Here is a 21312-nt window from a genome sequence, read left to right on the forward strand (position 1 = left end):
TGGATTTAAACTTGAGGTACTTGTTGAGTAATGCAGTGGATATTTCCGCCACCGAGCAAAATCTCACGTGCAGGGACACCGTTTACTTCATAGCCTGGGTAGAGCTCCTCTAAGAGCGCAATCACTTCTGCGTCGTATCGCTTATCGAGTAGAGGTAGAACAATCTGGTTGTTCGTGATGAGATAGTTCGCGTATGAGGCAGCTAAGCGCTCGCCAGCTTCACGTTCCATCCCTTCTGCAATATCGATCCCAGCCGCTTCTTCTTTGGCCATGTACAAAGGACCTGGCATTGGCAGCTTATGGACTTTGATTTTGCGGTCTTTCGCGTCTCTTTGATTTGTCAGGCAGTCGTAGGCTTCTCGACTGATTTCGTATTGCGGATCATTTGGGTCGTCGCACCAAGTCAGTACCACTTCTCCGGGCTTAACGATGTGGAGAATGTTATCGACGTGACCATTGGTTTCGTCGTTATATAAGCCACGAGGCAACCAAACAATTTTCTCTATATTGAGATGCTCACGAAGAACTTTACTCAACTCTTCTTTGCTTAGATCTGGGTTACGACTCTCGTCCAGCAGACACTCTTCTGTGGTGTATAAAGTGCCGTCGCCATCGATGTGTATGGAGCCTCCTTCAAGTACAATTGGCGCTCTATAACGAGAATCAGCGGTAATTTCACACATTTTCTGTGCGACTTGGTCATCGCGTTTCCAAGGCCAGTAAAGGCCATCGACAAAGCCGCCCCAAGCATTGAATTCCCAGTCGACACCGCGACGTTCACCCTCATCATTCACGACATAGCTCGCGCCGATGTCGCGCATCCAAGAGTCATCGGTGGATACTTCAAGCACGCGGATATCGTCAGGTAAACGAGATACGGCATTGTCGTACTGATCCGCACTTACCAGCATGGTGACGGGGGTGGTTTGGTTGATTTGCTTTGCCACTTCAGCGAACACTTTTTGTGCTGGTTTTGCACCGTTTCGCCAGTTGTCAGTGCGTTCTGGCCAAGCCATCCAGATTTCGCTATGAGGCTCTTGCTCGGCAGGCATTCTGAAGCCGTCTTGTTTTGGTGTGGTTTGTAATAGCTTTTTCATATCAATCTCCTGAATTACGCTTCAGCTTGTTGTTCCGTTTGTTGGTTCTTGCGTTTTAATGCGCCCAGTAAAATCCATTCACCAATCAAGATTGTCGCGATAACTCCGATGAGCACTGGCGCCGTGTAATTCCAGTCTGCGACGGTGAGGTCAAGTGCTTCTGGGAAGATGAAGAGCACCACGGCTTGAAGGATTACCAAGAAACACACAATTGAGATGACGTATTGCGTACCCATGCCACCCGGAACTTTGAATGGGCGCTCACGGTCGCCATCCACTAGGCGCAATTTTAGGTATGCAGGGAACATGAACAGATAAGGCAATAAGAAAATGCAGCTTGAAAAGGCGAAGATGGACCAAAACAAGTCGTCATTACCTTGAGCGAATAGGGCGTATGACAAGATCACAACGGTAGAAACCGTGCCAGTGATATTGTTCGCACCTACTGGAGAGCCTTTGTCCGACATTTTTGCTACAGCGGCTGGTAGTTCACCTTCTTGAGCGGCTTCGGCAGCAGCGCGACTTGCACCCATTGTCCAACTCACCATGTTGCCGATGAGCGTTAATAGTGCACAGACACCAAAGAAATACACCATGGCATTGCCCAATGGACCATCACCAAATAAGGTTTTAAATGTGTCGATTAACCCAGCGACCAGACCGATGCTTTCAACAGGTAACGCCATCAGAATGCCAATCGTGCCGAAGATGTAGAGGAACGCAGTGATACCAATAGAAAGGAATACGGCTTTTGGCATATCACGCACGTCCTTCATCTCTTTCGTCATGGTTGCAACCAATTCGAAACCCATTAGGTTGAAGACAATAGCAGGAAGAAACGCAACCGCTGAGTCGAGAGTTGGCACCATGGCAGACAAAGAAAATTCGTTTGCGACGCCATGTTTCATTGCGTAAACAAAGCCCCCTACACCCAACGTGCCGATCACTAAGATTTTTAGGATGGCGCCTACATTCGTGACCCAAACGCCAATGTCTGCCGATACGTTGCAAATCCACACGGTGAACCAAGTCAGCGCAATGCAAATCGCTATTTGGCCCCACAACGATAGATCTGGCATGAATAGCTCGGCAAACATGCCTGCAAACATGATGTATACCGCTGGCATCCATAGACCGACGTTAATCCAATAAAACCAAGTTGTGCGTACGGCCCATTTGAAATTGAAGGCTTCTTTTACCCAGTCATAGATACCACCGTCGCCTGGGTAAGTTGTGCTTAACTCAGAAGTGATGAACCCATAGGGGATAACAAAAAAGATCAGCATTACAACCCACCAACCGATCGAGCTGACCCCTATACTTGCGGATGCGGTGAGTGTGTCGACCACCAGTACTGCACATAACGTAAATAGCGCAATACTCATGACCCCCATTTTTCCTTGAGTTTCGTTACTCATTGTTTCGCTCCTTAACTACTGAATATGGCAATTATTAGAAGTGAAATTTATGTAACGAACTTTGATGTGAACTTAATATCGGTATTGAGGAAACGAATTGCGGGGAAAATTAAAAGAACCTAGACATTTTATGAGGAAAAAAACACTAATCGCAAAATAGTTGTTCTTGATCAATTTATTAATTTCAGAATTTTCTTACTCATTAAAAATCTAAAAACACATTCGAGATCACATATCGGTTTTTAAACGATTAATAATGAAAATTACGTGACGTCAACTTCATTTTCTATGCCAATTATTGAATAGGAATTGAACTGTGATTTTTATCTCCAACCATAAAATTCCAATTAAATACAGTTAGGCCAGTCTAATCTGACATCATTTATTTATATTTGGAGATTTCGATATGTCAAAACCGATTATTGTTGTTGCTGTTGGAGGGAATGCTTTATTGCAGCGTGGTGAGATCATGAGCTGCGAGAATCAACAAAAAAGCATTGCGCAGACGGCGAGTTCACTGGCTGAATTGAGTAAAAACTACCGTTTAGTCATTGTGCATGGTAATGGTCCTCAAGTCGGCTTACTTTCCCTACAAAACAACGCTTATAAAGATTGCCCTCCCTATCCATTTGATGTGCTTGGCGCAGAAACACAAGGCATGATTGGGTATTTGATTCAGCAAGGTCTCAATGCTGCAATTGAAGATCGTTACACGACGACGATACTTACGCGAATTGTCGTCGATGAAAACGACCCTGCCGTTGTGGACCCTTCTAAGTTCATTGGCCCTGTTTACACTGAGGATCAAGCAAAACAACTTGCCGAGGAAAATCACTGGGTTGTGAAACCTGATGGTGCGCATTGGCGTCGTGTCGTCCCTTCTCCTAAGCCACAAGAGATCTTAGAAATCAAAGCAATCAAAGACTTACTCGAAAAAGAACACTTGATCATTTGTGGTGGCGGCGGCGGTGCTCCAGTAATCGAAAAAGACGGGGCGTATGTCGGTTTTGAAGCGGTTATTGATAAGGACATGACTGCGGCACTAATTGCAGAACAAATTGGGGCGGAGCATTTGCTGATTCTGACAGATGGCACCCACGTTTGTCTCAACTGGGGAACACCACAAGAGCAAAAGCTAAAGAATGTGACCATTGAGCAAATGAAGCAATATTCTTTCCCTGCAGGATCGATGGGACCGAAAGTCGACGCATGCTGCCAGTTTGTTGAAAAAACAGGACAAAGTGGTCATATAGGTGATTTATCTTTTGCGTTAGAAATCATTGAAGGGAAGTCTGGTACACATATACAACCATAATATGCAAATAAGTTAATTCACAAATCAATAAGGTCGCATGTCAAAGTTACGGTCGTTTTTGGCGGACATTGATAGTGTGACCTTATATATTAGGTTTTAATTAAAATTTGGAAGGACAACATCACGATGCGAAAAGTTAGTACAGAAACAAAATTGTTGAAAATTAACGAAGCAGTTGTCCGTTTGATGGAGAGGCGAGAAGCGACGGATATTTCGATGTACGACGTTGCTAAAGAATGCGGAATGGCAACGTCAACGGTTTATCATCATTATCCAAATATAGAAAACTTATTTCATAACTTATTGGAAAATGTTTTCTCTGATTTTGATTTATTACTCGAGCAGTGTATTGATGAAGAAAAGATTGTCCATTGGAGCGATATTAATCGAATGATAGAAACGGCTTATGTGAATTATTATAATAACAATCCTATTGCCAAAAAATTGATATTGGGTCGACATACGTTTGCAGAGTTAGGTCACGCAGATACAGAGCATGATCTTGAATTAGGGTATCAAGTTGAGATGATTTATCGCCAGTTCTTCGACATTCCTCAGCTACCTCAACCGATTAATATTTTTGCTATATCCCTGCAAGTTGCCGACAAAATCTACTCTCTCTCGTACCGCAAATATGGCTACATCACCCCAGAACTGGCTAAAGAAGCCCTTCGCCTATCTGAGTCCTATCTTCAGCTTTACATCCCGCCAATTTGTCAAAAGGTTGATTTTCATCCGTACTGAAGCAAAGCACAGATAAACACAAGGTCAGCTGCTGGGCTGACCTTATTGGTTTAACATGCCTCAGCGTGATGTTCTTGTTGAAAGCGAGAATCTTGCTTTGAATGTTTCGGTACAAAACAGAGCTTGTCAGCAGACATCTTCAAACCATTTTGCATCTTGATATGAGTGACGGCCCAAATCACGCAACCATGAGGAAGGTTGAACAGCGAACGGGTTTGAGTGAAAAGGACGCCATCATCATAAGCGGGTGTAACGTTGATAGCTTTACCTTGCCATGCCTGACGAACGTTTTCACATCAATGTTGGGCACAATCAATGAGAGCATTTCTGGCTCAACATCCTTGACGACCTTTAGGCAAATGCGGCAGCCGTCGTAGTATTGTTCAACCCAAACTTTATGGGGAATGCTTTGGTCAACCCAGTCTAACTGCAGTATGTGTTCCATGGTTTATTCCTCAAGTAGATCCAACAAAGGCAGCGCCGAGACACTGCCTAGTTCGGTGGATAAAAGGTTATTCGTAACTTAGGCCGTGACCGAATTCGTACAAGGTGTCTGCGTCGTCATAACCTGGGTAGTCAGAGTGCTGGTTCAAAATCGCTTGCGCGCTGTTTGCCAGTGCAAATGGAAGCTTGCCTTGAGGAGCGAAGTTGCCAGAAAGGACTTCCATTAAGTTGCTGTCTGATACACCGAAGGTGGCCAAGATTGCGCCCGATTTTTTCATGTTACTTGCGTCATCCAGTACAAACGGTTGACGGAAGTTAATTGAAAGCACGCTCTACCGGTGTTAGACGCCAATCCTCGAACGGTTCTAACGTCCCGTTGCCATTGAATTGATAACCATCAACGCTGAGCACGTCGTGCACTCGAGAGAAGACTTCTGGTTGAACATAGCTGTTGTCATCGTCGGATGAATTGCACCCTGCGAGAATAAGCGCCACTGCGATAGGAGTGAGTTGGGTAAGACGTTTCATGTCGCTGTCCTAATGTTGGTATAGTTGTTTGTTCAAGACCAATATTAGTAATTAGCGATGTTTTGGTTAACCAAAATTAATTGAACTAAAGATTTGGATTACCATATTTTTTAATTAGGTGATTAAACTCAATATATAATTAAAAATAGGTTGACCAAATTAAATGTGAGCTTGATTTTGTAGCCTGTTTGCTTTTATTTAATCTCTTTAAAATCAGTACTTTATGTTTATGTTATGTCGCTTCCAAATTCTATGTAACGCTATGGCTGTTATTGTTTACTCCAAAATTATTACCAGGTGAGAAAAAGGGCTAAATACATTAATCCTGATTTAAAGTTTGTGTCTGGTTATTATTTTTATTCGATTGATACAAGCGATATATGGTCAGTAAGTTGGTGATGATAAAAGTACTCTCGACTAATGAACCACCGATAGAACCAAGCCAAATATTGTGGCTGACCCAGCAGAAGGAATTAAACAAAATTAAGCTGCGTAGAGTGATGCCTTGTTTGGAAAAGAGTGCCCAAGTGGCGACGGATGATCCGATTACAGTGAGTAACTCAAAAAAGTGAGTGATGTTTGGAAGGGTCATCAGCCACATAAGAGCAATGAAGAACCACATTACTTTACGTGATTGAGTTTTGATTGAGGCGAAGCTGCGAATGCCATTAATGATCACGCCAATGGCAGCGACGGTTGCGCCCATCAGGGTAAAGTGAATACCCATGATGAAACAAAACGCCATCATCTGATAGCGAAAGCGCATGTCGTCTTTTTGCCAGAATGCCATCACGCCAACCATAAACGCGATGCCACCAATGCCTTGTGCTAACCAGTTTTCCATTTATTTCCCTAGAGTGTTGTTCTTTGAGTTATTTCCATTAAGTGAGTAAGCAATGGTCATCCTTCAAAGTTGCCAATCTTTTAGAGTTTGATTCAGTCTGTGAGTAGATCCTTAATCACGCTCGTGACTCGCTTTTCAGGATGACGAATAGGGAGATATTTATCATATCGTCATTCCGACGAGCCTAGGCGAGATCAGGAATCTACTTACCGCGATAACCCAATCAATTTAGCCATGCTTTGAACGAATCAGCCCTCCACAAAGGGAGGGCTGGGCACTTTATCTAAATTGCTAAGGGGTTACCCAAGGCTATTTACCAATCATTACTCATTTACAAGCGCTACTGCTTCGCGAGTCAGGCGTGCAAGCTCTTCCCAGTTGCCCGCTTCGATCAGTTTCTTGTCTACCATCCACGTACCACCACATGCCAATACGCGCGGGATAGCTAAGTAATCGTTGATGTTCGCAGGGTTAATGCCACCAGTAGGCATCAGTTCGATGTCGGTGTATGGTGCAAGCAGTGATTTCACCATGTTGATGCCGCCAGAGGCTTCGGCAGGGAAGAACTTTAAGGTGGTTAATCCCATTTCCAGCGCAGCTTCAACTGTGCTTGGGTTGTTTACACCCGGTACGATATCAATCCCGATTTCTTGGCACGCTTTAACGGTATTTGGGTTGAAGCCAGGCGATACAATAAAGGTTGCGCCAGCTTCTTTTGCAGCAATTGCTTGCTCGCGGTTTAGCACCGTACCTGCGCCAATCAGCATGTCTGGCTGGGTTTCACGCAGTAGGCGAATCGCTTCTGCAGCCGCTGCTGAACGGAAGGTGATTTCAGCCGCTGGTAGTCCGTTTTCTGCCAGTACTTTACCCAATGGGATAATGTCTTCTGCTTTATCAATGGCGATAACTGGGATGACTTTCAGAGCTTTCAATTGTTCTTTAATGCTAGACATGAGTGTTCCTTAAACGACGCCAAGCGCCGGTTGTGTGAATGCTTTGGGAATGATGGCACCGCGATGTTGAATCACAGCACCTGCCAGTGCGTTGCCTCTTTGACATGAAGTCGCGAGATCTGCGCCAGTAAGGTATGCCGATAAAAAGCCACCATTGAATGAGTCGCCCGCCGATGTGGTGTCCACCACTTGAGCGACAGGTTGGGTTGGCACGGCTTGTGGAGCCAGAGCCGCGCTCGAACCCTGATTTGTTGAGTCTTGAACCAAGCAGCCATCTGCGCCGAGCTTGACGATGCATTTGACCACGCCAAGAGAGGTAAGGCGTTCAATGGTTTGCTCTGGCGTTTCGTCACCCCAGATCAATTGCTCATCATCAAAAGTCACCAAGGCAACGTCCGTCAGTTGATACATGGCTTGGTACACGTTCTTGACGGTTTGATTATCGTCTTGAGGCCATAGTGCTGGGCGGAAGTTACTATCAAACGCGATTTCAACGCCTTGGGCTTTAAGTTCGACCAATAAGTTGAGCAGTGAAATTCTGTCTTCTTCTGGCAAGATGGCTAAAGAGATGCCGCTGAGAAACACCGCATCTACTTGAGTTAATGCTTGCTTAACCAGTCCAAAGTTTGGATGTTGAAGTAGGTAACGTGCTGCTGATTGATTGCGCCAATATAGGAACGTACGCTCGCCTTGGTCATCAAGCTGAATCAAGTACAAACCCGGCGTGCGAATCTCATCGCGCAGCACTAAATCTGTTGAGATGCCTTCGTCTTCCCAGCGAGTCAGCATACCTGTACTGATCGGGTCATTGCCAAGCGCCGTAACGTAAGAGACTTTAACTTCATCAGGTTTGCTATTGGCTTCGCAGCCGCGGCTCAAATAAACCGCAGCGTTGAGCGTATCCCCACCAAATGTTTGATGCATTGAGCCGAACGGTTTGCCATTCAGCTCAATCATACATTCACCAATAATGGCGATGTGCTTCATTGGTTACGCCCTCTCTTCAAAGTAGCGCTTCGCGTTACCAAAACAGATGTCTTCAACCATAGGACCAAGCAACGATAGGTCATTTGGAACTTCGCCGTTCTCTGCCCAACGACCGACCATGTCACACAAGATGCGGCGGAAGTATTCGTGACGAGTGTAAGACAAGAAGCTGCGCGAGTCCGTTAACATGCCGACGAATTGGCTGAGCAAACCAAGCTGAGAAAGCTGTTCCATTTGGCGTTGCATGCCGTCTATCTGGTCGTTGAACCACCAACCTGAGCCAAACTGCACTTTGCCCGCGATGCCGCCACCCTGGAAGTTACCAATCATGGTCGCCATCATTTCGTTATCACGAGGGTTCAAACAGTAAAGAATGGTGCGAGGCAGCTCGTTGGTTTGGTCCATTTCATCTAACAGGTGTGCCAGTTCAAAAGCAAATGGGCGATCGCCAATCGAGTCAAAGCCAGCATCAGCACCCAACAGTTTGAACATGCGTGTGCTGTTGTTGCGTTGAGCGCCAATATGAAGCTGCATGACCCAGCCCAATTGTGCGTAGCGTTTTCCGAGCCAAACTTGAACCGCGGTAGAGAACTGCGCACATTCAAGCTCTGACAATACTTCGCCATTCAAACGACGAGCCAGCAACGCATCTAAATCAGCTTCGCTTGGGATCGGTGCGTAACGGACGATCTCAATGCCGTGGTCTGCCGCGCGACAACCATGTGCATCGAAGTGTGCCAAACGTTTATCAAGCGCACTCAATAAATCATCAAAGCGGCGAATTTCAATGTCTGCTACTTCGCCCAGTTTGTGCATGTAATCCGCAAACACGTCCAATTCAATCTTGAACGCTTTATCCGGACGCCAACTCGGCAGCACTTTAACGTTAAAGGTGTCGTCTTCTGCGATCGCTTTGTGGTGTTCTAGTGAATCAATAGGGTCATCGGTTGTGCCCGCCATTACGACGTTCATTTGCTGCATGATGCCGCGAGCCGTAAATTCAGGCGTCGCCAGTAGCTCATTACATTGGTGCCAAATTTGGTCAGCGGTGTCTGGGCTAAACAACGTATTGGTAATGCCGAATGGGCGACGCAGTTCTAGGTGCGTCCAGTGGTAAAGCGGGTTGCCCAAGGTTTGAGGAACCGTCTTTGCCCACGCCATGTATTTGTCGTAATCGCTCGCATCACCCGTAATCAAACGCTCTTCAATGCCTGCCGAGCGCATGCCACGCCATTTGTAGTGATCGCCTTCAAGCCAGATTTGACCCAAGTTACCGAACTGACGATTTTGCGCTACTTCCGCTGGGTTTAGGTGGCAGTGGTAATCATAAATTGGCTGGTGGAACGCATGCTCATGGTACAAGCGACGTGCAGTTTCGTTTGAGAGTAAAAAGTCTTCACACAAGAAATTCTTCATCGTTAACTCCTATTACAACGCAGCGACAGTGGCACGAGCACCGTTATCGATTAGAGATTGGTAAGCGCTGCTCACCGCATCAATCACTTGTGGGTTTTGACCAAGCTCTGCTGGGAAGATAGCTTCAACAGCGAGCAATGCAGGCACAACAGAAACGTCCAAGCTGTGTTGATCGCAGATCTGACGTAGTGTCTCTGCCATTGGATCGCGAACATCAATGTCGTTGCCTTGCTCGTCCACGCCAGATACGTAGCGCATCCAACCTGCAATTGCTGTTGCCAACCAAGAAAAGTTAGAACCTTGAGCAAGATGGAATCGTAAGCTGCCGCCCATGCGTTGTGGGATCTTCTGGCTGCCATCCATCGCGATTTGCCATGTTTTGTGTTTCAAGCTTGGGTTAGTGAAGCGTTCAATAAGCAGCTTGGCGTAGCCTTCTAAATCGGTGCCTTCTGGCATGGTCAGCGAAGGAGCTTGCGCTTGCATCATCATGTCGAATGCCGCTTTGCGGTAGCCTTCATCTGTCATGGTGTCAGAGATGTGCGCGTAACCGCCAAGGTAGCCTAGGTAGGCTAGGAACGAGTGGCTACCATTTAGCATACGCAGTTTCATTTCTTCGTAAGGCACAACGTCAGCAACAAATTCTGCGCCAGCCACGTTCCAATCAGGACGACCAGCCACGAAGTTATCCTCGATAACCCATTGGCGGAAAGGTTCACAAGCGATGCCACATGGGTCTTCACAGCCAAGTAGCTCAGCGATTTCGGTCAGCGTCTCTTCGGTTGCTGCTGGCACAATGCGGTCAACCATGGTGCAAGGGAAGGTAACGTTGGTTTCAATCCAGTCACACAATTCAGGGTCGAGCAGTTGAGCGAACTCAAGTATCGCTGCTTTTGCTACGTGACCGTTCTCTTGCACGTTATCGCAAGACATCACGGTAAATGGCGTTAGGCCGCGTTCACGACGCATCTTCAGTGCTTGCACGATGTAACCCAATGCTGATTTTGGCTCCGTTGGGTTGGCAAGGTCAGCAATGACTAGCGGGTTGTTTTTATCAAGTGTGCCTGTCGCTGGGTCGGCGCAGTAGCCTTTCTCGGTAATCGTCATTGAAACGATCGCCACTTGTGGCTCTGCCATTTTTTCTAACACCGTTTGAATGCTATCGAGGCTTGGGTGGAGTGATTCGGTCACTGAGCCAATCACTTTTACCTCTGTCGATTCTGCGCCTTTTTCTGCCACTGTATAGAGGTGGTCTTGTGCGCGCAGCGATTGAATTAAGTCTTCACCACCAAATAGGTTGGTTTCGCAAATGCCCCAGTCAGAGCCCGTTTTACTCAGCATCTCGTTGGTGAATAGAGCTTGGTGTGCGCGGTGGAAAGCACCGAAACCAAGGTGAACAATACGGCTTTTAAGCGTTGAGCGGTCGTAGTCCGGAAGCAGAACGTGGTCATTCAGAGTGGAATTCGAAATAGTCTTCATTGTTGTATCCCTTTTCCCGCAGGTGATCCTGCGGGATGGTTTATCTTAATAATGGGTAGCCAAGAGGTTATTTAGTAAACAAGCACCTATTTAGTAACCAAGAACAAGCCTAGGTAGGAAGAGGCTCAAGTCAGGAATAAAGGTTACGGCCATCAGGGCTGCAACCAAGGCTACGTAGAATGGAAGTAGAGGCTTAATTACTTTGTCGATGGCAACGTTCGCCACAGAACAACCGATGAACAACGCGCTACCTACTGGTGGGGTACAGATACCGATAGCCAAGTTGAAGGTCATCATGATGCCGAAGTGTACAGGGTCAATACCCATATCCAGTGCGATTGGCAGGAAGATAGGCGTAAAGATCAGTACCGCTGGTGTCATGTCCATGAAGATACCGACAATCAGCAGAATGACGTTGATGATCAGTAGAATCATCATTGGGTTGTCAGAGATAGCAAGTAGGGCATCTGCAATCATGTAAGGAATGTCGGCGTTCGCCATCGCCCAAGACATGCCCATCGATGCGCCAACCAATAGCAATACGATAGAAGTGGTCACCGCAGACTCTAGGATGATCTTTGGAATGTCACGCCATTTCACTTCGCGGTAAATCAGCACCGCAAGTACAAAGGTATAAACCACCGCAATAGCTGATGCTTCTGTTGCCGTAAAGATACCGCCAATGATGCCACCCATAATGATCACAATCAGTGCAAGAGATGGGGCGGCTTTCAAGAAGGTATTCCAAACCATTGCAAGAGAAGGGCGTGCTGCCACTGGGTAGCCACGACGTTTTGCAATGATGCCCGCCACTACCATGATGCTTAGACCCATCAAGATGCCAGGAATGTAGCCTGCTAGGAACAATGCCGCGATAGATGTACCACCTGATACCAATGAGAACACGATTAAAGTGTTACTTGGTGGAATCAACAAACCAGAAGGGCAAGAAGTGATGTTCACTGCCGCAGAGAAGTTCTCATCGTAGCCATCTTTCTTTTGCAGAGGGGACATGGTGCCGCCAACCGCTGCCGCAGACGCTACTGCAGAGCCAGAAATCGAACCAAACATCATGTTCGCCATTACGTTCACGTGTGCTAGTGAACCAGGAAGGCGGCCACCGAGTACTTTTGCGAAGTTGATAAGACGCAGTGCGATACCACCTTGGTTCATGATGTTACCCGCCAAGATAAAGAACGGGATTGCCAATAGAGCAAAGTTATCAAGGCCTGCCGCCATACGCTGCGCGACAACGGCGATCGCAGGCTCTAGCGGTAAGCTCATTAAAATAGTGGCTAGCGATGACAAACCGATAGCAAAAGAAACCGGTACGCCAATCGTCAATAAGACCGCGAAGCTACCGAACAGGGTGAGAATTAATTGCCATTCCATTGTGGAACCCTCTATTGATCAAGCTGGGTGTCGGTGAGTAGGGCTTCACCAGACGTCAATTGTTTTACACGGTCGAAAGCAAATACCGCAGAGTAAAAGATCATCAGTGCGCCACTGATTGGTAGGCAGAAGTAGATGTAGCCCATTTCCAAGCCTAGTGCTGGCGTTAACTGGCCAGTTGCCAGTGTTTTCAGTGCGAGTTGCGTACCGCCGTGAACCAACACCACGTAAGAGAACAGTGCGATGGCAATTTGGATGACGATTTCATTGATGAGTTTGCGCTTGCCTTGCAGCTTCATTGTTAGCAAGTCGATAGCAAGATGACGTTTAAGGCCGGTGGTGTAGGCGGCGCCAATTAATGCTACCCACATAAAGAGATAGCGAGCAAGTTCGTCAGTAACGGTACTTGGTCTGCCAATCACATAGCGTGATAACACTTGCCAGACTACGCAAATGACGAGGAAGGTCGAGAGAGAGACCGTAAAGGCAGCCAGCCCCCTGTTTATGTATTTGACCAATTTATTCATTTTTATTTCCTTTAAGTAAATACGCGCATCTCATAACAATTGGTTTACCAATGTAAGGAACTGTTTCTGTGTAGGGCAGCAACATACGCTAATCTTTCTGAGTGGATTATAAGTTAGCCGATTTGGTTGTCCGTGAGCAGCTTCACAATTGGATTGGTTGACCAATTTAACGGTTGCTATTGTGATTTTGGTCAATCAATTTGCATTTTTGTTTTGACGATAGGTTTTTTGATCGCCAATAATGGCTTCGAAACAAGAAATACCGATAAAAAATTAAAACTACCCTACATATTGGACAACCAATCCAAGGAGAATAGAACAATGATGACGCGTAAGACTCTTTTAAGCGCTGCAGTAGGTGCTGCAATGACCTTCGGCGCCACTGCTTCTGCTTATGCTGCGACCACTTTGAAGCTGAGTCACAACCACCCTCGTGACCATGCGGTACATAAAGCAATGGACTTTATGGCAAAAGAAGTTCGTGAAATGACAGATGGTGAAGTTCGTATCCGTATTTACCCTGATGCACAGCTAGGTACACAGCGTGAATCGATGGAGCTAATGCAAAACGGCGCTCTAGATATGGTGAAGAGCAACGCGGCAGAATTGGAAGCTTTCTCCCCGGCTTACGCGGCATTCAACCTGCCTTACTTGTTCCGCGATAAAGACCACTACTACAAAGTGACAGATGGTGAAGTGGGTCGTGAAATCCTGAATTCTTCAGCGGACAGCGGCTTTATTGGTGTGACTTATTACGATGCGGGTGCGCGTAGTTTCTACACCAACAAGCCAATCAACACGCCGGAAGATCTAAAAGGTCTAAAAGTGCGCGTACAGCCAAGCCCATCAGCGATTGCGATGGTGAAAGCATTGGGTGGCAACCCAACGCCGTTGGCATACGGCGAGCTATACACGGCATTGCAACAAGGCGTGGTGGATGCTGCGGAAAACAACATCCCATCGTTCAGCTTGAGCCGCCACAGTGAAGTATCAAAGTACTTTAGCTTAGACGAGCACACTATGGTGCCGGACGTTTTGGTTATCTCAACTAAGACTTATGACAAGCTAACGCCAGAGCAGCAACAAGCACTGATGAAAGCAGCGGCAGACTCTTCGGAATACATGAAGAAGCTGTGGGCTGAGTCAGAAGCGAAAGAGCGCGCGAAAGCAGAGAAGATGGGCGTGACTTTTGTAGAGCCAAATAAAGCGGCATTTGTTGAAGCGGTTCAACCAATGTACGCGGACCTAGAAAAGACAAATCCTGAATTAAATGAATTGGTTGAGAAAATTAAAGCCGTTCAATAATTCACAATTTAATTAGTACGAAAAAATCGAAAACAAGGTGTTACCACATTCTGGTACATAGAGGTTGACCAATTGTTATTGGTCGTTATGATGGCGTGAGAAGTTAGATGGAATATAGTGATAATATCATCATGATGCCTTTTGAACCGAAAAGACCGTATCAAGAAACCGGTCTAGTCCTAAGACAAGAGTTAATCAACGGCCTATACAAGGTTGGTGATAGGTTGCCGCCTGAGCGCGATATCGCAGAACGTCTCGACGTGAGCCGCACAGTAGTGCGTGAAGCGATCATCATGCTTGAGCTGGAAAACCTTGTCGAAGTGAAGAAAGGTTCTGGGGTGTATGTCATCAATATTCCATCTCAACCGAACTCCCGTGAAAACGTGATCAGCGATGATGCCGGTCCGTTTGAAATGCTCCAAGCTCGTCAGTTGCTTGAAAGTAACATCGCGGAATTTGCAGCGATGCAAGTAACGCCAGGCGACATCGTGAAAATGCGCGCAGCCCTTGAGTTAGAGCGAGAAGAGCTCGCCAGTGGCACCGCAGATTGTAACGGTGATGAGAAGTTTCACATGTGCATTGCAGAGGCAACTCAAAACTCTGTGCTGGTGGACATGCTGAAGCAATCTTGGGAGCGACGCGAGAGCAGCCCAATGTGGAAGAAACTTCATTCTCACATTGCTGGTCAAGACTACCGTGAAGAGTGGTTAGACGATCACGCCAAAATCCTCGCCGCATTGCAGCGTAAAGATCCTATCGCTGCAAAAAATGCCATGTGGCAACACCTTGAAAACGTTAAACAGCGCCTGTTGGAGCTGTCTGACATCGATGACCCAAATTTTGATGGTTACTTATTCAGTTCCAACCCTGTTGTTCTGCAGGGCGCTGAAAACGGTTAACCACATTGCCGGCTTCGGTCGGCTCTAGTCAGCGCAGCTGCATTATCGTGGCTGCATATTAAGAAGTCGTTGTGCACTTAGCTTGAATAATTCGAGCGGGCTGAGTGCGTCTTAAAAAAGGTGAGTGTCATGGAACAAACTTGGCGTTGGTACGGTCCGAATGACCCAGTGTCGCTAGACGATATTCGTCAGGCTGGCGCAACAGGCATCGTAAATGCCTTGCACCACATTCCAAATGGGGAAGTGTGGTCGAAAGAAGAGATTTTAAAACGTAAAGCCATCATCGAAGAGAGAGGCTTAACGTGGTCGGTGGTTGAAAGTGTCCCTGTTCATGAAGAAATCAAAACTCAAACAGGTGATTACCAACAGTGGATCGACAACTACAAACAGACGCTGCGTAACCTTGCAGAATGTGGCGTAGATACAGTCTGCTACAACTTTATGCCAGTGCTAGATTGGACACGTACTGACCTTGAATTTGAAATGCCAGATGGTTCTCGAGCACTTCGTTTTGACCAAATCGCATTTGCGGCATTTGAGCTCCACATTCTGAAGCGCCCTGGCGCACAAGCGGATTACACCGAAGCTGAACAAGCGCAGGCGCTTGAGTACTTCAACAACATGACGGCGGAGCAAATCCAACAACTGACAAGCAACATCATTGCTGGTTTGCCGGGTGCTGAAGAAGGTTACACGTTAGAAGAGTTCCAAGCACAGTTAGACCGTTACTCGGGCATCAGCAAAGATAAGCTGCGTGAGCACATGGCGCACTTCTTAGCGGAACTTATGCCAGTGTGTGAAGCGCATGGTTTGAAGTTGGCAGTACACCCAGACGATCCACCGCGTCCAATTCTTGGTTTGCCTCGTATCGTTTCAACCATCGAAGACATCGATTGGTTGACTGAAAAAGTACCGAGCAAAATGAACGGTTTAACCATGTGTACGGGTTCTTACGGTGTGCGTGGTGACAACGACTTAGTGAAGATGATCAAAAAGCACGGCGACCGCGTTTACTTCACTCATTTGCGTTCAACCAAGCGTGAAGAAAGCAACCCGATGACGTTCCACGAAGCAGCCCACCTAGATGGTGATGTGGATATGTACAACGTAGTGATGGCGATTCTGGATGAAGAACAACGCCGCGCAGAAGTAGGTGATCACCGTTTGATCCCAATGCGTCCTGACCATGGTCACCAAATGCTGGATGACTTGAAGAAGAAGACCAACCCAGGCTACTCAGCCATCGGTCGCTTGAAAGGCCTTGCGGAAGTGCGTGGTCTAGAAATGGCACTAAAACGCGCTTTCTACACCAAGTAACGATTTACAATGTAAAAGCACTTTTAAAAGCGCAGAGTTTTGGCTCTGCGCTTTTTTGTTGCTACTCAACGTTGGGAAGCTTTTCTTTCAGATAATCAATCAAGCAGCGAACCTTAAGAGGCGTATAACGGCTTTGTAAGTACACCGCATTGAAAGGTAAATTTTGCCCTATGTAGTCGCTCATCAATTGTGTAAGTCGCCCTTCTTTTAAGTGATGTTCAACCATCCAAATCGGAAGAGTGACAATCCCCATTCCGGTTAACGCGACCTCTAGTAATACATCCCCATTGTCGCTTTGAAAATTACCATTTACCGCGACGGCATGTTTCTGATTTTGCTTGGTAAAGCTCCATACATTAATGTCTCTCATCCGCGAATAAACCAAACAATTGTGTTGTTTTAAGTCTTCAGGAGCTTTGGGTTCTCCGTGCTGTTGTAAATAACTCGGCGCCGCTAAAACGAGCATTGGGTTATCAAACAAATGGCGCGCAATCAGCGTTGAGTCTTCCAGTTGTTTAGCTCGAATTGCGACATCTATCCCATCACTGATCAAGTCGGTGTGCTGGTCACTGAGCTGCAAATCCACTTTGATATCAGGATAGCGTTGGAAAAACTCTGCCATGATAGGAGCAAGCAAAATGCGACCAAACGCCACTGGTGCTGAGATGCGAATCGTCCCTTGGGGAGAAGCCACCTCCGATCTTGCCTCAGCTTCGGCTTCATCCAGTTCACCTAAAATATCAACGCAAGTTTGATAATACTTCGCGCCTGCAGGCGTTAAAGCATGGTCGCGACTGCTTCGAGCGAGGAGCTTGACGCCGATTTTCTTTTCTAACGCTGCCACTTTTTTGCTGATCGTTGTTTGTGAGGTATTCATTTCACGACCCGTGGCAGAAAAGCTGCCCGTTTGTACCACTCGAACAAATGCGCGCATTGCACTTAGTTGGTCCATTAGTGCTCTCAATTATTCTAAATAGGCATAGATGCTAGTCATTGTAGCTCAGTTTTAGTCGATATTGGTTGGTTCTAAGATACATCCCAAGCCGAAAAACAAATCGGTAAGAAAGATTAACCAAGATTGATTCGCCAATGGAGGCGCTTATGGACATGCAACAAAAACTACAACTTCTAGTTGATAAACAAGATATTACAGAAGTGATTTTCCGTCATGCTCGCTCTTTAGATCGTATGGACGCAGAGCTGATGAAGTCCACTTACTGGGAAGATGCTATTGAAGACCATCAAGACCCAATCTTCCCAGATTTGTTTTTCTATAACGACAATGCCCACGCTTTTGTTGAACCAGCAATGAAAGGGTTTGAAGCAATCAAAATGACACAGCACCGCATCAGCAACGTTCTCATCGAAGTAGATGGTGATACAGCAACTGCAGAGAGCTATGTGTGGGCGTACCACGTGCATGAAGAAGATGGCGTGGACAAAGAAGGCATTTTAGGTGGTCGTCACCTGTACCGTTTTGAACGTCGTGATGGTGTTTGGAAAATGGTACACCGTTTTACCGCTTTTGATTGGAACCAAAACCAAGATGCGAGCGCAGTGTGGTCTCCAGATTTTGAAGATAAGTACGTAGGTAAACGCAATAAATCTGACGAAAGTTACGAATACATTCAACGATAACTCCGGTCTGTTAGTTGGAGCGCGACATGTGAGGGCAGCAATGCTCTCCACTCCAACCTGTGTCGCGCTCGTTTTATCTTAAACAACGTGAAGTAAATAGGACTGAATAATGACAACGACGAAATTTACCGCAGGTGATTTGTTTCCCTCTATCACTCTGCCAACGCTAAGTGGCGAAACTATCGAGCTGGGTGCACCTTCTGAGAATGTCGATTGGCGCTTAGTGGTGGTTTACCGCGGCAAACATTGCCCTTTGTGTACTCGCTATCTCAACCAACTAGAGACACTAAAAGTACGATTCTTACAACTCGGGATGGATATTGTGGCAGTGTCCGCAGATAGCCAAGTACAGCTAGAGCAGCATAAGGATCAACTGAGCGTCACGTTCCCGGTCGCTTATGGTCTGACAGTAGAGCAGATGCAAACGCTTGGTTTGTATATCTCGGAGCCTCGCTCAGAAAAAGAGACAGACCATCTCTTTGCAGAGCCAGGTTTGTTTGTGGTGAATAGTAAAGGACAAGTTCAGTTAGTCGATATTTCCAACGGTCCATTCGCTCGACCTGACCTAGAAGTCTTGCTCTCAGGATTGGCGTTTATCCGTAACCCAGAAAACGATTACCCTATTCGTGGTACTTACCAAGCGGCAATCTAATCACGGTTTTGGTTTGAGGCATTAAAAGCGAGTACCAGTTGAAGGTTCACTCTCCTAAAATTCGATTGTTCGTCATCTAGATTGTGGTAAAGTCCGCGCCTGCGATTTACTGCATCTATATTGTTTTACTGCCTCTTCAACCAAAAGCACAAGGTTAAGCTAATGCCATTTTCTACTCTCTCTTTGAGCTCTGAGCTGATTCACGCACTGCCAAAAGACTTCAAGAAGCCAACCGATATTCAGGCTTTGGCAATTCCTGAGCTACTCAGTGGTAAAGACGTATTGGCATTAGCAAACACGGGCAGCGGCAAAACCCTTGCTTATGGTTTGCCTCTGTTGGAAAAGTTAAGTGTAAATCCAGAGCAAAAAGCGCTGATTCTAGTACCAACACGCGAACTAGCGACACAAGTGAGCGAAGCGATTAACCAAGTTGGTCAAGCTATTGGTCTCAACGCAGTGTGTCTGTGTGGTGGTGTGGATAAAGAGACGCAACTACAAGCACTTGCGGCAAACCCTCAAATTCTTGTTGCGACAACAGGTCGTTTAGTTGATCTGGCGAACAACGGGTTGGAGCTGAGTAATATCCATTACCTAGTGTTGGATGAAGCGGATCGCTTGTTGGATATGGGCTTTTGGTCTGACGTGCAAAATATTGCCGGGCAGATTTCAAACCAGCGTCAAACCGCGATGTTCTCAGCAACGTTTTCTGATGAGTTGAAGGGCAAAGCCAAGCAGCTCATGCACGCGCCAAAACAAGTAGCAGCACATCAAGAAAACAGCACCAATCAAGATATTGCCGAAACACTGTATCTCGTCAACAAAGGCAGCAAAACCAAAGCGTTGATTGAACTAATCAAGCAAAATACGTGGACGCAGGTATTGGTATTTATTGGCGCCAAAGAGAATGCCGATGGTCTAGCGAAAAAACTCAGTAAAGCTGGAATCTCAACCAATGCGTTGCACGGCAATAAGATCCAAGCAGAGCGAGAAGAAGCGTTGGTGCAGTTTAAGTCGGGGCAAACACAGGTATTGATTGCCACCGATTTGTTGGCGCGCGGTATTCATATTGAACAACTGCCCGTGGTGATTAACTTTGAGTTGCCAATGCACGCAGAGACTTACGTTCACCGAGTTGGACGTACAGCCCGTGCAGGCGAGCAAGGTGTCGCAATGTCGCTGGTCTGCCATGGCGAAGCAGAAGCTCTTACCGCGATCCGTAACCTGACTCAACGTGAATTGCCAACGCAAGATCTTGAAGGTTTCCCAGTTACGGATAAGCCATCAACAGGCGAAAGCAAACGCGCCCCACGCGATAAAAAAGCCAATCGCCGAACCAATGCCAAGAAGAGCATTAAGCAGTTTCAAGGAAAACCGAAACGCCAAGCGCCCAAAGCTAAATAAACCAAGCTAAACAAACAAAAAGCCATCGTGATGATGGCTTTTTCTATTAACGGAAAGAGACTAGAAGTTGTAAGAAACGGTCGCGCCAACTGTCCATTGGTTTGCGCTCTCTACGATAGAAGAATCACTGATGCCACTTCCTAGACGCGTGTATTGTGATACTTGGCTGATTTGCCAGTTATCGGTGATTGGCACAACCAGTTTGTAGCCTAAACCATAGTTTACCGTAGCTTCGCCTTTGTAAGCTTTGCGGTTTGCGCGTGCTTCTTTGTCTGTGACACCGAAGTAGTAATCTACATAGTCTTCGCTTTGGTAAGACACGCTCGCAAATGGTACGAAATCAGCATTGCCGATGTTCATGATGTGGAAGTAAGTCGCACCACCTTGGAAGCCTTTATAGGCACCAGAAACATCGTGTTGTAGGTAAGTTGAAATCACGTTGTTTGGATCGAGTGTGAAGTCTGCGTTTAAACCTAAATCGACCGCAAAATCACGACGCTTAGTACCTTTTAAGCTTTTCGCTACATCGCTATCGCGAGGTACGCCACTGCCCACCACATAAGCACTCATGTTTAACAATTCGTTAGTTTCACCAAGAAAGCGGTAGTTGATGCCACCAAGATCAGCGTTGAAATCTTCACCGTGATAGCCACCGTTTAACACTGGTGCTGTATTGTGCTTTTGGTCTTTGAAAAGATCATTGGCTTGCACTACGCCAGCTTCGACCATCCAACCGCCTTCGTTGTTGTAGATGTTACCGTTACGAATGTAAGTGTCGCCAGCTGTTGCTGTTCCTGCTGCTGTTAAAGTGATTAACGCGATGAGTGTTTTGTTCATTATTCTGTCCTAATTATTTGATTTTGAACAGTGTACAAAACGGATGTGTAACCTTCTATCAGCAGAACGTATGGAAGTGTAATGATGGCTTTAGGGAAGTGTTGTCTGTGCAGCCTGGGGAA

At 46.4% G+C, this 21312-nt stretch carries 20 protein-coding genes and 2 pseudogenes; 8 read left to right on the forward strand and 14 right to left on the reverse strand.

Going from position 1 to position 21312, the window contains the following annotated elements:
- Window positions 1-5: 5 nt before the first annotated feature.
- Both aguA and OQJ86_RS16080 read right to left on the reverse strand, forming a co-directional pair.
- The gene (gene aguA, locus OQJ86_RS16075) at window positions 6-1097 is read right to left on the reverse strand and encodes an agmatine deiminase (protein WP_038879893.1); all 1092 of its coding nucleotides are present in this window, start codon (window positions 1095-1097) and stop codon (window positions 6-8) included.
- A 14-nt stretch (window positions 1098-1111) separates the two neighbouring features.
- Complete coding sequence (locus tag OQJ86_RS16080) at window positions 1112-2515, reverse strand: APC family permease (RefSeq protein WP_038871529.1); 1404 nt, start codon at window positions 2513-2515, stop codon at window positions 1112-1114.
- A gap of 406 nt (window positions 2516-2921) precedes the next feature.
- Between OQJ86_RS16080 and arcC the strand changes: the two genes are divergently transcribed.
- On the forward strand, window positions 2922-3830 hold the full coding sequence (arcC, locus tag OQJ86_RS16085) for a carbamate kinase (RefSeq protein ID WP_038871527.1): 909 nt from the start codon (window positions 2922-2924) through the stop codon (window positions 3828-3830).
- 126 nt (window positions 3831-3956) lie between these two features.
- Entirely contained in the window at window positions 3957-4574 is a 618-nt protein-coding gene (locus OQJ86_RS16090) for a TetR/AcrR family transcriptional regulator (protein WP_038871524.1), read from the forward strand.
- A gap of 50 nt (window positions 4575-4624) precedes the next feature.
- Here OQJ86_RS16090 and OQJ86_RS16095 read toward each other — a convergent pair.
- From OQJ86_RS16095 to OQJ86_RS16140, 10 genes and pseudogenes are all read right to left on the reverse strand, one after another.
- A pseudogene (locus OQJ86_RS16095) lies at window positions 4625-5019 on the reverse strand (hypothetical protein).
- A gap of 67 nt (window positions 5020-5086) precedes the next feature.
- Window positions 5087-5350: pseudogene (locus OQJ86_RS16100) on the reverse strand (glycoside hydrolase family 3 C-terminal domain-containing protein); the annotation flags it as partial.
- Entirely contained in the window at window positions 5334-5546 is a 213-nt protein-coding gene (locus OQJ86_RS16105) for a hypothetical protein (RefSeq protein WP_265988373.1), read from the reverse strand. The pseudogene OQJ86_RS16100 and the gene OQJ86_RS16105, both read right to left, overlap by 17 nt.
- Window positions 5547-5865: 319 nt before the next feature.
- Complete coding sequence (locus tag OQJ86_RS16110; RefSeq protein ID WP_265988374.1) at window positions 5866-6390, reverse strand: YgjV family protein; 525 nt, start codon at window positions 6388-6390, stop codon at window positions 5866-5868.
- 323 nt (window positions 6391-6713) lie between these two features.
- The gene (locus OQJ86_RS16115) at window positions 6714-7343 is read right to left on the reverse strand and encodes a bifunctional 4-hydroxy-2-oxoglutarate aldolase/2-dehydro-3-deoxy-phosphogluconate aldolase (protein WP_265988375.1); all 630 of its coding nucleotides are present in this window, start codon (window positions 7341-7343) and stop codon (window positions 6714-6716) included.
- A 9-nt stretch (window positions 7344-7352) separates the two neighbouring features.
- Window positions 7353-8330: a sugar kinase gene (locus tag OQJ86_RS16120; RefSeq protein ID WP_061035135.1), complete on the reverse strand. Its 978-nt coding sequence runs from the start codon at window positions 8328-8330 to the stop codon at window positions 7353-7355.
- A 3-nt stretch (window positions 8331-8333) separates the two neighbouring features.
- Entirely contained in the window at window positions 8334-9746 is a 1413-nt protein-coding gene (gene uxaC, locus OQJ86_RS16125) for a glucuronate isomerase (RefSeq protein WP_265988376.1), read from the reverse strand.
- Window positions 9747-9758: 12 nt separating this feature from the next.
- Window positions 9759-11222 (reverse strand): fructuronate reductase, encoded by a 1464-nt coding sequence (locus tag OQJ86_RS16130; protein WP_265988377.1) that lies wholly within the window; start codon window positions 11220-11222, stop codon window positions 9759-9761.
- A gap of 90 nt (window positions 11223-11312) precedes the next feature.
- On the reverse strand, window positions 11313-12614 hold the full coding sequence (locus tag OQJ86_RS16135) for a TRAP transporter large permease (RefSeq protein ID WP_038871505.1): 1302 nt from the start codon (window positions 12612-12614) through the stop codon (window positions 11313-11315).
- An 11-nt stretch (window positions 12615-12625) separates the two neighbouring features.
- On the reverse strand, window positions 12626-13141 hold the full coding sequence (locus OQJ86_RS16140) for a TRAP transporter small permease (protein ID WP_038871502.1): 516 nt from the start codon (window positions 13139-13141) through the stop codon (window positions 12626-12628).
- Window positions 13142-13462: 321 nt separating this feature from the next.
- On the opposite strand from OQJ86_RS16140, the gene OQJ86_RS16145 reads away from it, so the two are divergent.
- From OQJ86_RS16145 to uxuA, 3 genes are all read left to right on the forward strand, one after another.
- Window positions 13463-14446 (forward strand): TRAP transporter substrate-binding protein, encoded by a 984-nt coding sequence (locus OQJ86_RS16145; RefSeq protein WP_265988378.1) that lies wholly within the window; start codon window positions 13463-13465, stop codon window positions 14444-14446.
- 107 nt (window positions 14447-14553) lie between these two features.
- Window positions 14554-15345: an FCD domain-containing protein gene (locus tag OQJ86_RS16150; protein WP_009706637.1), complete on the forward strand. Its 792-nt coding sequence runs from the start codon at window positions 14554-14556 to the stop codon at window positions 15343-15345.
- Between the two features lie 129 nt (window positions 15346-15474).
- Entirely contained in the window at window positions 15475-16662 is a 1188-nt protein-coding gene (gene uxuA, locus OQJ86_RS16155; protein WP_042605112.1) for a mannonate dehydratase, read from the forward strand.
- Between the two features lie 61 nt (window positions 16663-16723).
- Here the strand turns inward: uxuA and OQJ86_RS16160 are convergent, their stop codons facing one another.
- A complete protein-coding gene (locus OQJ86_RS16160; protein WP_265988379.1) occupies window positions 16724-17614 on the reverse strand; it encodes a LysR family transcriptional regulator in 891 nt (296 codons plus the stop codon).
- A gap of 149 nt (window positions 17615-17763) precedes the next feature.
- Between OQJ86_RS16160 and OQJ86_RS16165 the strand changes: the two genes are divergently transcribed.
- The 3 genes from OQJ86_RS16165 (at window position 17764) to OQJ86_RS16175 (ending at window position 20353) form a co-directional block, all read left to right on the forward strand.
- On the forward strand, window positions 17764-18300 hold the full coding sequence (locus OQJ86_RS16165) for a nuclear transport factor 2 family protein (RefSeq protein ID WP_265988380.1): 537 nt from the start codon (window positions 17764-17766) through the stop codon (window positions 18298-18300).
- A gap of 109 nt (window positions 18301-18409) precedes the next feature.
- Entirely contained in the window at window positions 18410-18952 is a 543-nt protein-coding gene (locus OQJ86_RS16170) for a peroxiredoxin-like family protein (protein ID WP_265988381.1), read from the forward strand.
- A 162-nt stretch (window positions 18953-19114) separates the two neighbouring features.
- Complete coding sequence (locus OQJ86_RS16175) at window positions 19115-20353, forward strand: DEAD/DEAH box helicase (RefSeq protein ID WP_265988382.1); 1239 nt, start codon at window positions 19115-19117, stop codon at window positions 20351-20353.
- Window positions 20354-20413: 60 nt separating this feature from the next.
- Here the strand turns inward: OQJ86_RS16175 and ompV are convergent, their stop codons facing one another.
- Complete coding sequence (gene ompV, locus OQJ86_RS16180; protein WP_265988383.1) at window positions 20414-21190, reverse strand: outer membrane protein OmpV; 777 nt, start codon at window positions 21188-21190, stop codon at window positions 20414-20416.
- Between the last annotated feature and the right edge of the window lie 122 nt (window positions 21191-21312).

This window comes from Vibrio sp. Sgm 5 (assembly GCF_026241575.1).
Classification (GTDB): domain Bacteria; phylum Pseudomonadota; class Gammaproteobacteria; order Enterobacterales; family Vibrionaceae; genus Vibrio; species Vibrio jasicida.